General features: G+C 43.3%; 12 protein-coding genes and 1 pseudogene. 10 read left to right on the forward strand and 3 right to left on the reverse strand.

Features of this window, described 5'->3' with window-relative positions; genetic code table 11:
- The 3 genes and pseudogenes from BLS59_RS32355 to BLS59_RS29070 all read left to right on the forward strand — a co-directional run.
- Nucleotides 1-129, forward strand: a pseudogene (locus BLS59_RS32355) (PIG-L family deacetylase); the annotation flags it as partial.
- Nucleotides 130-179: 50 nt separating this feature from the next.
- Nucleotides 180-1,295, forward strand: a complete 1,116-nt coding sequence (locus BLS59_RS29065; protein WP_091156839.1) for an acyltransferase family protein — start codon at nt 180-182, stop codon at nt 1,293-1,295.
- 102 nt (nt 1,296-1,397) lie between these two features.
- Nucleotides 1,398-4,259, forward strand: a complete 2,862-nt coding sequence (locus tag BLS59_RS29070) for a M16 family metallopeptidase (RefSeq protein WP_091156843.1) — start codon at nt 1,398-1,400, stop codon at nt 4,257-4,259.
- A gap of 354 nt (nt 4,260-4,613) precedes the next feature.
- On the opposite strand, the gene BLS59_RS29075 is transcribed toward BLS59_RS29070, so the two are convergent.
- Together BLS59_RS29075 and pdhA are read right to left on the reverse strand one after the other, a co-directional pair.
- Nucleotides 4,614-6,284: a pyruvate dehydrogenase complex dihydrolipoamide acetyltransferase gene (locus BLS59_RS29075; RefSeq protein WP_091156847.1), complete on the reverse strand. Its 1,671-nt coding sequence runs from the start codon at nt 6,282-6,284 to the stop codon at nt 4,614-4,616.
- A 105-nt stretch (nt 6,285-6,389) separates the two neighbouring features.
- Nucleotides 6,390-7,385, reverse strand: a complete 996-nt coding sequence (gene pdhA, locus BLS59_RS29080; RefSeq protein ID WP_091156851.1) for a pyruvate dehydrogenase (acetyl-transferring) E1 component subunit alpha — start codon at nt 7,383-7,385, stop codon at nt 6,390-6,392.
- A gap of 503 nt (nt 7,386-7,888) precedes the next feature.
- Between pdhA and BLS59_RS29085 the strand changes: the two genes are divergently transcribed.
- The 5 genes from BLS59_RS29085 to fabV all read left to right on the forward strand — a co-directional run bounded on the left by BLS59_RS29085 (nt 7,889) and on the right by fabV (nt 13,564).
- Nucleotides 7,889-8,491 (forward strand): C40 family peptidase, encoded by a 603-nt coding sequence (locus tag BLS59_RS29085; protein WP_091156855.1) that lies wholly within the window; start codon nt 7,889-7,891, stop codon nt 8,489-8,491.
- A 39-nt stretch (nt 8,492-8,530) separates the two neighbouring features.
- Nucleotides 8,531-9,706: a CapA family protein gene (locus tag BLS59_RS29090; protein WP_091156860.1), complete on the forward strand. Its 1,176-nt coding sequence runs from the start codon at nt 8,531-8,533 to the stop codon at nt 9,704-9,706.
- A gap of 13 nt (nt 9,707-9,719) precedes the next feature.
- Entirely contained in the window at nt 9,720-11,390 is a 1,671-nt protein-coding gene (locus tag BLS59_RS29095) for a MutS-related protein (protein ID WP_091156864.1), read from the forward strand.
- A gap of 48 nt (nt 11,391-11,438) precedes the next feature.
- Complete coding sequence (locus tag BLS59_RS29100; protein WP_091156867.1) at nt 11,439-12,278, forward strand: maleylpyruvate isomerase N-terminal domain-containing protein; 840 nt, start codon at nt 11,439-11,441, stop codon at nt 12,276-12,278.
- A 92-nt stretch (nt 12,279-12,370) separates the two neighbouring features.
- Complete coding sequence (gene fabV / locus BLS59_RS29105; RefSeq protein WP_091156869.1) at nt 12,371-13,564, forward strand: enoyl-ACP reductase FabV; 1,194 nt, start codon at nt 12,371-12,373, stop codon at nt 13,562-13,564.
- Between the two features lie 246 nt (nt 13,565-13,810).
- Here the strand turns inward: fabV and BLS59_RS29110 are convergent, their stop codons facing one another.
- Nucleotides 13,811-13,996 carry a hypothetical protein gene (locus tag BLS59_RS29110; RefSeq protein WP_091156873.1) on the reverse strand — a complete coding sequence of 62 codons (186 nt, stop codon included), beginning with the start codon at nt 13,994-13,996 and terminating at the stop codon, nt 13,811-13,813.
- A gap of 91 nt (nt 13,997-14,087) precedes the next feature.
- On the opposite strand from BLS59_RS29110, the gene BLS59_RS29115 reads away from it, so the two are divergent.
- Both BLS59_RS29115 and BLS59_RS29120 read left to right on the forward strand, forming a co-directional pair.
- Nucleotides 14,088-15,029 (forward strand): SPFH domain-containing protein, encoded by a 942-nt coding sequence (locus BLS59_RS29115; RefSeq protein WP_091156878.1) that lies wholly within the window; start codon nt 14,088-14,090, stop codon nt 15,027-15,029.
- A 22-nt stretch (nt 15,030-15,051) separates the two neighbouring features.
- The gene (locus tag BLS59_RS29120; RefSeq protein WP_143014273.1) at nt 15,052-15,612 is read left to right on the forward strand and encodes a DUF922 domain-containing protein; all 561 of its coding nucleotides are present in this window, start codon (nt 15,052-15,054) and stop codon (nt 15,610-15,612) included.
- Nucleotides 15,613-15,653 lie beyond the last annotated feature (41 nt).

Raw genomic sequence — 15,653 nt, forward strand, 5'->3', positions numbered from 1 at the left:
CCCGGTGATGATGCCCGTGAGTTTTGGGTACGTGCCGAAGACCGCACCCGTGATACCGCGCAAAGATATGACCGACTTGGCCTTGCTGAATATGAGGCTATGGAAGCGTTTAAACGATATATTTTTTAAAAGCAATAACGCTTTCACTTATGTATAAATAAGTAAAGGATACTTTCAATATGCAAAATACAGCACCCAAAATTCAAAGCCCGCGTTTACTCTCTCTCGATGTTTTTAGAGGTGTTACCATAGCCGCCATGATATTGGTAAACGACCCCGGCGATTGGGGGCATATTTATGCACCGTTAGAGCATTCAAAATGGAATGGCTGCACACCTACCGATCTGGTGTTTCCTTTCTTTTTGTTTATGGTTGGGGTATCTGTAGTGTATGCTATGGAAAGCAAAAAGGCAACCATGCCGCATGGTAAACTTATTTTAACAGCATTACGCCGTACGTGTATATTACTGCTTATCCCCTGGATCACGCAGCTCATCTTTCATCCTGATGGCGGCTTATCACACCTGCGGTTACCGGGCGTGTTACCGCGGATTGCATTGGTATATTTTATCTGTACCGTACTATATCTAAAAACATCTCAAAAAACCCGCGACTGGATCTTCGTGGGAGCGCTCATCGGTTACTTTATCATCATGACCTGCATCCCGGTACCCGGCACAGGCTATGCCAATCTCGAACCCGAAACTAATTTAGGTGCCTGGCTCGACAGATTGGTATTCACCCCCGATCATCTATGGCGAGAATCTCACACCTGGGACCCCGAGGGGATTTTGGGTACTTTACCGGCCTTAGCTACCGGTTTATTTGGCATAAGGGTAGGTACCTGGCTAAAACGAAAAGACAGGGACGACAGTATTAAAGTGAGCTGGATGTTTACCTACGGTGTAATTGCCGTTGTACTCGGGCTTATATGGGACCTGGTTTTCCCCATCAACAAAGCTTTGTGGACAAGCTCATTTGTGCTTTACACAGGTGGCCTTGCAACCATCGGCCTCGCTATTTGCTACTGGCTTATTGATATACAGGGGCGTAAAAGGTTCACCTATCCATTTGTGGTTTTTGGTGCCAATGCAATTACGGCCTATGTGCTCTCGGGCTTTATTCCGCATTATATAAATAAAATAACTTTGGGCGGTCAATCACTCTACCAAATTCTATTCGCACCGTATTTTTCGCCTGTAAACGCTTCATTGGTAAGCGCCATATTTACGGTGGCTATTTTATGGTTGGTGATGTGGATACTATATATTAAAAAGATTTTCATCAAAATATAACCGCAGCACTATAACTGTTTCTTTATCAAAAATATACTTAATTACAATTTGTAACTAATCATTTCGTTTAGCATCTTAGCAATAAATATTCCCTAATAATATATGAACTTAAACAGAAAACTTTCTGTAGCAGCTATCACCTTTATCATAGCATCAGGAAGCGTATTTGCGCAGGTAAAAAAAAAGCCTGTTGTATCCCCTAAAAGCAAACCCGTTCCGGTTCAATTACTGGTAAAGGGCGATCCTTTGCCCATTGATAAAGATGTTATCATAGGCAAATTGCCAAACGGCCTAACCTACTATATCAGGCAAAATGCCGAACCTAAAAACAGGGCTGAATTGTACCTTGTAAATAAAGTCGGCTCGGTACTGGAAAATGAAGATCAGCAAGGTTTGGCCCACTTTACCGAACACATGGCCTTTAACGGCACGCGCGACTTCCCCAAAAACCAGATGGTTGATTATCTTCAAAAATCGGGTGTAAAATTTGGTGCCGATCTTAATGCCTATACCTCATTCAACGAAACTGTTTATCAGTTACCCCTACCTACAGACAGCGCTCAAACATTCCAAAACGGTTTTAAAATACTGGCCAACTGGGCAGGGTATTTAACGTTCGACCCTACAGAGATCGACAAAGAGCGCGGTGTTGTTTTAGAAGAAGCCCGTTTACGCGGTAAAAACGCTCAGGAGCGTTTACAGCAGCAAGTTTTCCCTGCGTTACTTAATAACTCGAGGTACGCAACACGCATCCCTATCGGGAAAGAGGATATCCTGAAAAACTTTAAACCCGAAACCATCAAGAGCTTTTACCATGATTGGTACCGTCCAGACCTGCAGGCGGTTATTGCCGTAGGTGATTTCGATCCTAAACAGGTAGAATTACTGATAAAACAGAATTTTTCATCGTTACAAAACCCTGCCGGCGAAAAACCACGTGTAAAATATACAGTACCGCCAACACCGGGCACCGTAGTTAAAATAGCTACCGATCCGGAGTTTCCGTATACTCTTGCAGAGATTGTTGTAAAACACCCTGCTACCATTACTCGTAACACAACCGACTACCTTAATGATGTGCGTGTACAGCTTTTTAACCAGATGCTGAATGCAAGATTGGGTGAGTTACTCCAAAAGGCTACGCCGCCATTCCTATTTGGCCGGTCGACATATGCTCCTTTTATTGGCGAGCAGGATGCATTTACTTCTATAGCCGTGGCTAAACCCGGTGAGCTTGAAGGCGCCGTTAAAGCTGTTGTTGCAGAAACTGAACGTGCCCGTAAATTCGGCTTCACACTTACCGAGCTGGAACGTGCCAAACAGGATGCCCTGGTGCAAATGGGTAATGCTTACCGCGAAAAAGACAAAACACCTTCGGTAAATTTTGTGAACGAATACCAACAGCATTTTCTATCTGGCGAAGCCATTCCGGGTATCGACTATGAATACAATTTTTACGTAAGCAACATCGGCAAAATCACGCTCGACCAGATGAACGCCTTAGCGTCAAAATTTATAAGCGATCAGAACCGTGTTGTGATAGTTGAAGCCCCTGATAAGGAAAAAGCTAAATTGCCAACAGAAAGCACCTTACTGCAATGGATAAGCACGGCCGGGCAAGGCCTAACCGCTTATGTTGATAATGTATCATCCGAGCCGTTGATGAGCAAATTGCCCGAGGGTACTAAAGTCACCAACGAGGTTAAGGATGATGCACTTGGTACAACTACTTTAACTTTAGGCAACGGCGTTAAAGTGATCTGTAAACCTACCCAATTCAGGAACGACCAAATCATGATAACCGGTTACGCTTTAGGTGGTACTTCCTTAGCCAGCGATGATGACTTCACGTCGGCAAACCTGGCGGCCTCAATAATCAGCGGTAGCGGGATCTCTAAATTTAACCAGGGCATGCTTGATAAAAAGTTGGCCGGTCGTAACATCACTGTTTCACCTTACATCAGCGAGTTTACACAAGGCATCTCGGGCAATTCATCCCCTGCCGATTTTGAAACCGCGCTGCAACTTGTATACCTGTATTTTACCGATCCGCGCAAGGATAACGATATATGGCAGTCAAATATTAACCAAACAAAATCAGTATTGGCCAATCGCGGTCTTGATCCTGTAAGTGTGTACCAGGATACCGTTTCTGCCGTACTGAGTAATTATAATTTCAGGGCAATGGTTACCAAACCCGAGCGTTTAGATGCTGCCACGCTTGACAAGGCATACGCCTTTTTCAAAAGCCGTTTTGCCGATGCCAGCGGCTTTACGTTTACGCTGGTAGGTAACTTTAATGTAGAAGAAATAAAGCCGTACCTGGAGCATTACCTGGGTGCATTGCCATCAACCAACAGCAAAGAAACTTATAAAAACCTTGATATCCATCCGGCAGCAGGTTCGATAACCAAAATTGTTAACAAAGGGGTGGCTGAAAAAAGTACCGTTCAAATGGTTTTTAGCGGCGCATATGATTATAACGAAGCTAACAACCTGCAAATGGACGCGCTTGAAGAAGTGTTGAACATTAAGCTGATAGAACGCTTACGTGAGCAGGAAAGTGGCGTATACGCGCCGGGTGTAAGGGCCAGCTACAAAAAAATCCCTAATGGCAGATATACCATCACTATCTTTTTTGGATGCGCCCCTGAGAATGTTGACAAATTGATTAATGCAACCATTGAGGAAATAGGCAAACTAAAACTTAACGGTGCCTTACCGTTAGATATTCAGAAGTTTGCAGCCGAGGAAGCCCGCAGTACCCAGCAGCAAATGAAAGAAAATGTTTTTTGGGCTGGATTCCTTGCATCCGCATCACAAAATAATGAAAACCCTGATGATATTTTAAAACATGTAAGCAATCTGGAGCAGATCACCCCACAAAGCACTAAGGAAGCTGCCACTAAATATCTCAATGAGAAGAATCTCATCAAGCTGATATTAATGCCGGAGAAAAAATAGTTTATCTCTACGTCAATTTAAAAAGGCCTTCGGATTATTATTCTGAAGGCCTTTTGTTAGAAACTGTTTAACGAAAGCTTATTCATTACCGTTAACTTTAGTCAACGGTTTAGGAAAACGTTATTCCCGGCTTCAACCCAACTATCCAGACAGGATTTGGCTAAAGCCACCTTTTTACACTCATTATCCGTTGACTAAAGTCAACGGCAATGAATTTATATTGAGGCAAATTAATCTTACTGAAATTTAAATGGCTGCTTGGAAAGCTTTTCTGTATTAACAAAAAGAGCGATGGGGTTATCCATCGCTCTTTTGTCTTTTATCCTTGATCCTAAAGTCCTTTATCCAAAAACCTTAGATCAGTAATCTTACAGGTTCTTCTAATAATGATTTTAATGTTTGCAGGAAGGCTGCGGCTGTTGCGCCGTCAACCACGCGGTGGTCGGCGCTTAGCGTTACCTTCATAACATTACCTGGTACTACTACACCGTTTTTAACAACCGGTACGGCTTGTATACCGCTTACAGCAAGGATACATGCGTTTGGTGTGTTAATAATAGCAGTAAACTCGTCTACACCAAACATACCTAAGTTTGATATGGTGAAGGTTGAGCCCTCCATTTCGGCAGGTTGTAATTTTTTAGCTTTTGCTTTACCGGCAAATTCTTTTACTTCTACAGATATATGGCTTAATGATTTACCATCAGCAAATTTAATAACCGGAACCAGCAAACCTTCGTCAACAGCAACGGCAACACCAATATGGATATGCTCGTTAGTGCGGATCTTATCGCCCAGGAAAGCAGAATTAATAGCAGGGTGTTGTTTTAAGGCAACGGCACATGCTTTTAATACAAAATCATTAAACGATATTTTAACAGGCGCAACATCATTGATGCGGGTACGGGCTGCAATAGCCTGATCCATATCGATGCTCATGGTTACATAAAAATGCGGAGCGGTAAACAAGCTTTCGCTTAAGCGACGGCTTATAGCTTTACGCATTTGAGTAACTGCCCTTTCCGTAAATTTCTCTTCGCCGGTATAAGTTGGCAATACGATAGGAGCTTTCGCGGCGGCTGGTGCAGGCGCTGATGATGGAGCAGCAGCAGTTTCTGCAGGCGCTGCAGCTGGTTTAGCAGACGGTGTAAATTCTTCAACATCCTTTTTAATGATGCGGCCGCCTTCTGCGCTGCCTTTTACATCATTAAGGTTAATGCCTTTATCCTTTGCAATTTTACGGGCAAGCGGTGATGCTTTTACACGGCTATCATCGCTTGATGATGAACTGCCTGCGGTAGTTTCTGCAGTTGCAGCTGCGGCTTCCGGTGCGGCTTCTACTGTTGAAGCAGCAGGGGCAGGCGTATCGCCGGTATCTTGTAATAATGGGGTGATATCTGTACCTTCTTTACCTACAATAGCTATAATGCCATTTACAGGTGCGGCTTCGCCCTCTTTGGGGCCAATGTATAATAAAGTGCCGGCTTCATAACCCACAACCTCCATAGTAGCCTTATCGGTTTCTACATCAGCTAATGAATCATCAGATTTTACTTTATCGCCAACTTTAAAGTTCCATTTGTTAATAACGCCTTCGGTCATGGTATCGCTAAGTGCCGGCATGCGGATCACTGTAGCGGGAATGCTCGATAGGTCGACTTTTGGAGCTGCCGTAGCGGCAGGTTTTTTATCAGCAACCGGTGCGGCTTCTTTAGCAGGAGCGGCTTCGGCAGTTTTTTCTGCTGGTTTGCTTCCACTATCGGCCAACGCGGCTTTGTAATCTTCGCCTTCTTTACCAATAACGGCAATAACTTCGTCAACAGGTACGGCGCTACCTTCTTCAACACCTATAAACAACAAGGTGCCATCCTGATACGATTCAAAATCCATGGTAGCTTTATCGGTTTCAACCTCGGCCAATACATCGCCGGATTTTACCTTATCGCCAACTTTTTTATGCCATTTAGCCAATACCCCTTCGGTCATGGTATCGCTCATTTTAGGCATTTTAACTACTTCGGCCATATACTTTTTATATGTGTTATAATTTTAGTACAACGTTTTACAAGTCGAAATTCAAAAGTAAAATTCAAAATGCTGAATGTTACCCTTAGATCTTCGGCTTAGTATTTAGTCTCTAATGTATGGATAATCTTGCTGAACGTAAACGTCTGTATATAGCTCAGAAGCTTCCGGCCATGGCGACTCTTCGGCAAACTTAACCGATTCATCAACTATAGCTTTAATCTTGGCATCAATTTCTTCAAACCAAGCCTCATCAGCATATTTCTTTTCAACAATAGCCTGACGGGTTATCTCGATAGGATCTTTTGCTTTGTAGCTTTCCAATTCTTCTTTGGTGCGATACTTTTGCGGATCAGACATCGAGTGACCTTTATAACGGTAAGTACGCATTTCCAGGAAGGTTGGTCCTTCACCTGCACGGGCACGTGAAATAGCCTCGTCCATTGCTACGTGTACAGCAGCGGGATCCATACCATCAACAGCAGATGAAGGGATACCATAAGGCAAGCCCAGCTTATATATATCTGTTTGGATGGTAGTACGTGCTACAGATGTACCCATGGCGTAACCGTTATTTTCGCAAATGAAAATTACAGGTAGTTTCCAAAGCGCGGCCATATTAAAGGTTTCTGTAAGTGCACCCTGGCGCACGGCACCATCGCCCATGTACACCATGTTTACAAACTCGGTACCTTTATATTGTTCAGCAAAGGCTATACCGGCACCCAGAGGCACCTGGCCGCCAACTATACCGTGGCCACCATAAAAGTGTTTTTCTTTACTAAACATGTGCATAGATCCACCTTTGCCTTTTGAGCATCCGGTAGCTTTACCATACAACTCGGCCATGATGGAATTTGGCGTAACGCCTTTTGCCAGTGCATGAGCGTGATCGCGGTAAGCGGTGATCATGCTATCTTCCTGTTTCATTACAGACATGGCTCCGGCCAAAACGGCCTCTTGCCCAATGTACAGGTGGCAAAAGCCTCTGATCTTCTGTTGTCCGTATAATTGTCCTGCTTTTTCTTCGAACTTACGCATCAATAGCATTTGTTCGTACCACATCAGGTAAGTGTCCTTGTTTATTTCAATTGAACTCATGTATTAAACAATCAATTTCTTGGAGTAAAGCGCAAATCTAATTATATCCTGCAAAATATCGAAACTGCAATCGTTTGTTATGCAGATTTATTTTTTATTTTATGTAAAGGACGATATGTAAGCAATGTTGAGGGCGTTTTGTTTGTTTAGCCAAACTTTATAATGCCAATTTGAGATTTTTCCGAAGCGATTTTGAGCCTACTGACCAGAATACAGGAAAAACAGCGATAAAATAAGTGTGGATTGCACAACTTTAAGCGTAAAATATGCGTTTAAAGCCTTAATTCAGGCAGTCAAATGTGACTTTAAAATTATAAAATTGTTACCAACGCTTAAATAATTGATAATATTATTAGCAAGATGGTTTTTTTTATATTTTTTGAAAAAAAAGCACCATTTATTTGCAATTTTAAAAAATATGGATAGTTTTGTATTCAACGATGGACATAGTGTCTGATTTAATAAACAATTTGTTGACCCTTAACAACAAAGTAACTGATTAAATGAAGAAAATTATCCTTGCTATTGCTCTAACATTAAGCGTTTTAGCGTCACAAGCTCAAACAAAAAATGTTCCAGCTGTTACTACTACAGATGATAAAGCCCCTGATGAACAAGAGGGTTTAGCCAAAACATATTTATCACAAATAATGGGTGTTGCATTGTCGGCAACATCAAACATGAAACTTTTTCATTTTGTTTACGATTGGATCGGCACCCCGTACCACTTCGGTGGCAGCTCCAGAAAAGGTATTGATTGTTCAGCATTCACCAAAGAATTATACAGCGAGGTTTTTAACCTTGATATCAAAAGAAGTTCACGTGATATCTTCAGCATGGTTAACCCTGTTGGTAAAGATGATTTGAAAGAAGGCGATCTGGTTTTCTTTAAAATTCACAGCCGCAGAATTTCACACGTTGGAATTTATCTTGGCGGCGGTAAATTTGCACATGCTTCGTCAAGAGGTGTTGCCATCAGCAGTCTTGATGACAACTACTACAGCCGTTATTTTTACAAGGGTGGTCGTTTATTAGCTTCATTTAAAGACGAGCTAAGCAGCGGCGCCAGTGCCAGCACTGACGCGGGCGACCCTGATAATAACTAAGAAGTTCAATAAAATATTTAATTTAGTCCCTTCATGAACATGAGGGGATTTTTTTTTGCTATCAGATTTTTTGCCGGTGCTATCGCGATTTATTCGGTATTGATTATCCAATCCTGCGAAAGTCCTTATATAAAAAGGCATACTCCCGCAAAAAAACAAGAAGCTATCGTAGCCAAATCCCAGCCCCGAAAGCCTGCACCGCCACAACATGATTCAATTGCCATTGCCGCCGTTGGCGATATTATGCTGGGCACATCCTACCCTGATAGTACTACGCTACCGCCCGACAGTGCCATTAATAGCTTTAAAACCGCCATCCCTAAACTAAAAAGTGCAGACGTTACATTTGGCAACCTGGAAGGGACACTACTTGATAGTGGCGATCCGGCTCATTATAAATTGCATCAAAAAAGCAAGGCTTATTTATTCCGGATGCCAACTAAATATGGCGCTGTTTTAAAGAATGCCGGGTTTAATTTATTGAGCATGGCCAATAACCATGTGGGAGATTTTGATGTAAAAGGACGCAAAAGCACCATGAAAACACTGGATAGCCTGGGCATCAATTATGCGGGTTTGCAGGTAAAGCCCTCTGCCGAATTTGAGCTGAACGGCATTAAATATGGCTTTTGCTCCTTTGCCCCTAATGCCAATACGGTTTCTATCCTCGATCTTAAAGGTGCCGCCCGTATCATTTCCGATTTGAAACAACGTTGTGATATCGTTATCGTATCGTTCCACGGTGGCGGCGAGGGTGTTGACTTTGAGCATGTGCCGCGCGCAATGGAATCATACATCAGCGAAAAACGTGGCGATGTATACGCCTTTGCCCATAACGCCATTGATGCAGGTGCAGATGTTATCCTGGGGAACGGTCCGCATGTAAACCGCGCTATGGAATTGTACAACAAACGACTGATAGCTTACAGCCTGGGTAATTTTTGTACCTACCGGTGCGTAAGCGTTGCCGGCATTTGCGGATTGGCCCCGTTGCTAAAAGTATATATAAATAAAAAGGGGGAGTTTTTAAGCGGCCGTATTATATCTATGAGGCAAGCGCACGATAAGGGCCTGGTGCTTGATACACTTAACCGTGCTGCCATCAGGATACGGAACCTTACAGCAGCAGATTTCCCGCAATCGGGATTGAATATTTCAGATACCGGGGAAATAACCGCAACGCCTCAATTAACGCCGGTAACTGCATCCAACTAACAATTTTTTAACCATGACGATCTGGCCGCTTATACTATTTATTATTGTCGCTTTAATCGCCATGTCAAGCTTTTACAAGCGCAGCAATCAGGAGCGAAAAAAACTGGCCGAGATAAAAGCTCTTTGGGGGCAAGTCCTGGCCAAAGCCCGGAATTTTAAATTGATAAGCGCTTACTTAAGGATTGATACCGACAGCAATATCTCCATAGAAACAGCCGCTGATATCGACCTTGATAATGTGTTTGAATATATCGACAGAACAAGCTCAAAGCCCGGCGAGCAATACCTTTACAAAATGCTGCACCAGCCGCAATACGGCGAAGGTCATTTTACCCAACTTGAACAGGAGATAACAAAACTTACCGCCAATAAAGAACGCCGGGAAGCCATCCAGCTTAAACTATCAAAGCTCAATAATGGCGATGCCTATTACCTGCCCGAACTGTTTGCCAAGCCACATCAATCCTTATTTCATCCGTTGGTTGAGCTTTATATTAAAACAGCATTCTTGTTTGTTATAGCCCTCATTACGTTGCTGGTGGTTGCTACTAATCAGATCTGGCTTTTTTTGCTGCTGGGTGTGCTTTTTATTAATACTGGCCTGCATTTCCAAAATAAAAACAAGGTGATTGTTTACACGCGGTCGTTACCGCAGCTGCTGCTTTTATATAGTACAGGAAAATGGCTTTTTAAGGAAGATCTGTTTACGAAAGATAGCCCGGCCGGGCAAAGCCTCACGAATATTGCCAAACTAAAAAGATCGCTAAATTCTATCAACCTGCAGGGCTTAACAGCCAGCGACCCAACCGATATGAGCTATCTTTTAATGGAATGGCTTAATATGTTCTTGCTGATAGAGCCGCGTAACTTTATTGCCTCCATAAAAAAAGTCAATAATTATAGAAGCGACATCCGTACGCTGTTTGAGTGTGTGGCACGGGTTGATGTGGCTATCGGCATACAATCTGTAAGGGATGGATTACCCTACTATTGTAAACCCAATTTTACTACCGACGGCGGAGAGCTAATTATACAGGACTTATTTCATCCCTTGATAGATGATTGTATACCCAATTCCATCAGCAGCAACAATAGCCAGGGTGTTTTAATAACAGGCTCCAACATGTCGGGGAAAACTACTTTTATACGGGCCATTACTATTAATACTTTACTATCGCAAACCATCCATACCAGCTGCGCCAGGGTTTACCAGGCCCCTCCGCTTAAAATATTTACCAGTATTGACATGAGCGACGACCTGGGCGGCCACAAAAGTTATTTCCAGGCCGAAGCGCTTTCGGTTTTAAACATCGTTAAAAACTGCCCGGTAAGCGAACCCGTAAAAAGTCTGGTAATTATTGATGAGATATTCAGAGGCACCAACACTATCGACAGGATAGCGGCTGCAAAGGCGGTGCTCTCTTATCTTATCGCCAATAAAAACTTTGTATTTGTATCTACCCATGACCTTGAACTGGCCGAACTTTTGGGTAATGAGTACGCAGTTTACTCGTTTGAGGAAATGGCCGGCGACGATCGCCTTGTGTTTGATTACAAAATAAAAAAGGGCCTGCTGAAGAATAAGAACGGCATCGCGGTTTTACAGGGTCTGGGCTATCCGCAGGATATTATTAACGACGCTTATGTGGTAAGCAGGCAGCTCAAAGAAAAATACGACCTGTAGGCTATTTTGTATTTGGTTGGCATTGAAATAATTGCCTAATTTTATACTATGATGCCTGATACACCTATCCCTGTAAAACATCTTTTTAAACCGTTGGACGATCTGTTGATCAACCTTTTGGAATCATTAAGCCCCGAGGAATGGAACAAGCACACCGTTGCCAAAGCCTGGACGGTGAAAGACGTAGCATCACACCTGCTTGATGGCAACATCCGCACGCTATCTATCCAGCGGGATAATTTTTTTGGCGAGAAATCGCCGGTAAGCAATTCTTATATGGATATGGTTGGCTGGCTTAACGGGCTTAATGCCGACTGGATAAAGGCATCCAAACGTATCAGTCCCGATGTGCTGATATTACTGCACAAAGCTACCCGCGATTTGGTTACCACTTATTATCAGTCTTTAGATTTAAATGCTCCCGCCATATTCCCGGTTGATTGGGCCGGAGAAACCGAAAGCCTCAACTGGATGCATCTTGCCAGGGAGTATACCGAAAAATGGCACCATCAGCAGCAAATAAGGGAAGCAACCGGCCGGGATGGTATCATGACGCGCGAATTTTTCTACCCTTTTATAGATTCCTTTTTCCGGGCTTTGCCGCATACTTTCAGAAAGGTTGGTGCACCGCTTGGTACCATAATTAAAATAAATGTTACCACCCAGCTTGGCGGTAACTGGTACCTGCAAAAGCAAGCCAGCAACTGGCAATTACAAAAAGACGAACCAACGGGTGTACCTGCAGCCACGGTAAGTATTTCGCCCCAAACCTCGTGGAAATTATTTTCAAAAAGCATTCGCCCGGAGGGAGTTAGGGGTAGCGTTGAACTCACCGGCGACACCCGGTTGGCCGAGCATGTGCTGCAAATGGTATCGGTTATGGCGTAGCTTTGGAGGGCACTTCGCAAAAAATTTCACCGTTTCCAGAAAAGTTTCCTTATATATGTCCCATTATAACTGTTTAAAACGATAATGATTTTATGATCATAGAACCTAAAATACGCGGCTTTATTTGTTTAACCGCTCATCCCGAAGGCTGTAAACAAAATGTACTGAACCAGATAGCCTATGTTAAATCAAAAAAAGCTATTGATGGCGCTAAAAAAGTTTTGGTGATAGGTGCTTCAACAGGCTTTGGCCTGGCATCGCGCATTACCAGCGCGTTTGGCAGCGGTGCAGCAACCATTGGTGTTTATTTTGAAAAACCACCTGCCGAAGGCAAAACCGCATCTGCTGGCTGGTACAATACCGCCGCTTTTGAAGCCCAGGCACAAGAGGCCGGTCTGTATGCAAAAAGCATTAACGGCGACGCTTTCTCTGACGAGATCAAACAAAAAACCATCGACCTGATAAAAGCTGATCTTGGCCAGGTTGATCTGATTATATATAGCCTGGCATCACCACGCCGTACAAATCCTAAAACAGGCGTTACCCACAACTCAGTAATAAAACCAATAGGCGAAGTATTTACCAATAAAACGGTTGATTTTCATACCGGCGTAGTATCTGAGATCTCTATTAACCCGGCTACTGAAGAAGAAATTGCCAATACCGTTGCCGTAATGGGTGGCGAGGATTGGAAGTTCTGGATAGATGACCTGAAAGCTGCCGGTGTACTGGCAGATGGCGCTATTACCGTAGCTTATTCCTATATCGGCCCCGAAGTAACCGAGAGGGTTTACAGCAAAGGCACTATCGGTAAAGCCAAAAAAGACCTGGAAAACGCATCAAAACAAATTAACGACAGTCTGGCAGCCATTGGTGGTAAAGCACTTATTTCTGTAAATAAAGCATTGGTAACCCAAGCCAGTTCGGCTATCCCGGTGATACCTTTATATATTTCATTGTTGTATAAAGTGATGAAACAAGAGGGTATTCACGAAGGCTGTATTGAGCAGATAGAACGTTTATTCCAGGAACGTTTATACACCGGCGGCGAAATACCAACAGATGCCGAAGGCAGGGTACGTGTAGACGACTGGGAAATGCGCGACGACGTGCAAGCTCAGGTTGCTAAATTATGGCTGGAAGCCGATACAGAATCCCTTGTTGAGCTTGGCGATCTGAAAGGCTACAAAACCGATTTCCTAAACCTTTTCGGCTTCGACGTTCCCGGCGTAAACTACCAGGATGATGTAAACGAATTAGTAGCAATCCCGGGATTGGTAAGCTAAGGAATAGAAAGGTGTCATTTCGTGGCGAGGCACGAGCGAGAAATCTTATACCCCTTTGTTTGCAGGTAATGCATATACGACATGCATAGTGTAGAAGATTTCTCACTCGTACCTCGTATCGAAATGACAATATTATAAAACAACACATGCAGCACAAGTGCTGCATGTGTTGTTTTATAAATAATTTACTACCGCGAGTTTTCAGCCCGTGGTAACCATGGTGTCAGCTTTCAGCTGACATAAGCCTTATGCCTCGTCCTTTGTGTTTCTTACCAAACTAATTCCTGTAAAGAAAAACAGCAGCGATATAATACCAACTACAACCAGTGTAGTGGTTTGGCCATGATGATTAATAATATCAATACCGGTGTAGATAAGTCCGATGATACCGAGCACGGTAAGTATGGCTCCGAAAGTACGTTTTAAGTTCATGATAGGCGCGTTGTTTAGTTAAAGCATTTTTATAAAAACAAATAACACACCAATAAATAATACTACATTTATTTATTAAACCAAATCAACTATGGGAACAGGCGAAATCACTACTATTATTATTATTTTCATTATTCTGGTTATTATCTTTACCTCTTTTGTGTCTGTAAAACAGGGCACTATAGTGGTAATAACTGTATTTGGCAAGTACCGCCGCATACTTACGCCAGGGCTAAATTTTAAAGTTCCATTTATAGAAAACGTCTACTCCAAGATTTCCATCCAAAACCGCTCTGTCGAACTGGAATTTCAGGCCGTAACTTTTGATCAGGCCAATGTTTATTTCAAGGCCATGCTATTGTACTCGGTTTTGGATCAACAGGAAGAAACCATTAAAAACGTAGCCTTTAAATTTGTTGATGAGCGCAACCTCATGCAGGCCCTCATTCGCACGGTTGAAGGATCTATCCGCGCATTTGTAGCTACAAAACGCCAAAGCGAAGTGCTGATACTCCGCCGGGATATTGTGGAGCATGTAAAGGAACAACTTGATGTAATACTTGAAGGCTGGGGCTACCACCTGCAGGATCTGCAGTTGAATGATATCACCTTTGATGATGTGATCATGAAATCAATGAGCCAGGTGGTTGCATCAAACAACCTGAAAGCAGCTGCTGAAAATGAAGGTCAGGCCTTGTTGATCACCAAAACAAAAGCTGCCGAGGCCGAGGGTAACGCCATTAAAATTTCGGCACAGGCCGAACGTGAGGCCGCGCAACTGCGCGGGCAGGGTATAGCACTGTTCCGTGAGGAAGTGGCTCGTGGTATGACCGTCGCCGCCAAAGAAATGGCCGGAGCCAATATGGATACCTCGGTGATCCTGTTTACCATGTGGACAGAATCTATCAAGCACTTCTCAGAAAACTCGAAGGGCAACGTAATTTTCCTTGATGGTTCAACCGACCAGATGCAGCATACTTTAAAAGAAATGATGGCTTTAAACCTTTTACATACCGACAACGTCAAAAAGTAAAAGTTTTAACCCGCATTTTTAAATGAACGTACGATTGGTGAAGTGGATAGGCCTTATGGCCCTGGTTTTAGGAATAACAGTCGGCGCATCGGCACAGCAACAGCAGCAGTATCATCAGTTAACTGCCAGCGACTTTGCCGGTGTGCCCCGTTCAAACGCCCGTGGTGTAGTAGCCTACACCAATTGCACTATTGATTTTAAATACCAGGTAACCCGGCGCAACGGCGGGTTTGTACTGAACGCGCTGGTACAACTCCTACTCAACAGCAATAAATCATGGCTGGACAGGAGCCGGGTAACAACCCCACAGCAGCTTGCAGAAATATTAATACACGAACAGGGCCATTATACCATAGCTTACCTTGAACAGCAAGAATTGCTGCGCAATATTAACAAAACCCGCTTTACCCGCAATTACCAATATGAGGCCATGGCTATCTTTAACCGCATCGACGCCAAGTACAAACAGCTTAATACAGATTACGACAATAATTCGGAACACATGACCAACCGTGTGCAGCAAAATAGCTGGAACCTGTACTTCCAAAAAATGCTGCAGTTTATGCCCGATCTGGAGGATTAGAAAATCCAGCTCATGTAGAGACGCATAATTGCGTCTCCCAG

The sequence above is a fragment of the Mucilaginibacter pineti genome, assembly GCF_900101875.1.
Lineage (GTDB): Bacteria > Bacteroidota > Bacteroidia > Sphingobacteriales > Sphingobacteriaceae > Mucilaginibacter > Mucilaginibacter pineti.

What these genes read in the sequence shown, in the direction of transcription:
- BLS59_RS29070 (WP_091156843.1), top strand. Translation starts at nt 1,398, where the DNA reads ATGAACTTAAACAGAAAACTTTCTGTAGCAGCTATCACCTTTATCATA.
- BLS59_RS29120 (WP_143014273.1), top strand. Translation starts at nt 15,052, where the DNA reads ATGAACGTACGATTGGTGAAGTGGATAGGCCTTATGGCCCTGGTTTTA.
- BLS59_RS29085 (WP_091156855.1), top strand. Translation starts at nt 7,889, where the DNA reads ATGAAGAAAATTATCCTTGCTATTGCTCTAACATTAAGCGTTTTAGCG.
- BLS59_RS29075 (WP_091156847.1), bottom strand. Translation starts at nt 6,284, where the DNA reads ATGGCCGAAGTAGTTAAAATGCCTAAAATGAGCGATACCATGACCGAA.
- BLS59_RS29110 (WP_091156873.1), bottom strand. Translation starts at nt 13,996, where the DNA reads ATGAACTTAAAACGTACTTTCGGAGCCATACTTACCGTGCTCGGTATC.
- fabV (WP_091156869.1), top strand. Translation starts at nt 12,371, where the DNA reads ATGATCATAGAACCTAAAATACGCGGCTTTATTTGTTTAACCGCTCAT.
- BLS59_RS29115 (WP_091156878.1), top strand. Translation starts at nt 14,088, where the DNA reads ATGGGAACAGGCGAAATCACTACTATTATTATTATTTTCATTATTCTG.
- BLS59_RS29095 (WP_091156864.1), top strand. Translation starts at nt 9,720, where the DNA reads ATGACGATCTGGCCGCTTATACTATTTATTATTGTCGCTTTAATCGCC.
- BLS59_RS29100 (WP_091156867.1), top strand. Translation starts at nt 11,439, where the DNA reads ATGATGCCTGATACACCTATCCCTGTAAAACATCTTTTTAAACCGTTG.
- pdhA (WP_091156851.1), bottom strand. Translation starts at nt 7,385, where the DNA reads ATGAGTTCAATTGAAATAAACAAGGACACTTACCTGATGTGGTACGAA.
- BLS59_RS29090 (WP_091156860.1), top strand. Translation starts at nt 8,531, where the DNA reads ATGAGGGGATTTTTTTTTGCTATCAGATTTTTTGCCGGTGCTATCGCG.
- BLS59_RS29065 (WP_091156839.1), top strand. Translation starts at nt 180, where the DNA reads ATGCAAAATACAGCACCCAAAATTCAAAGCCCGCGTTTACTCTCTCTC.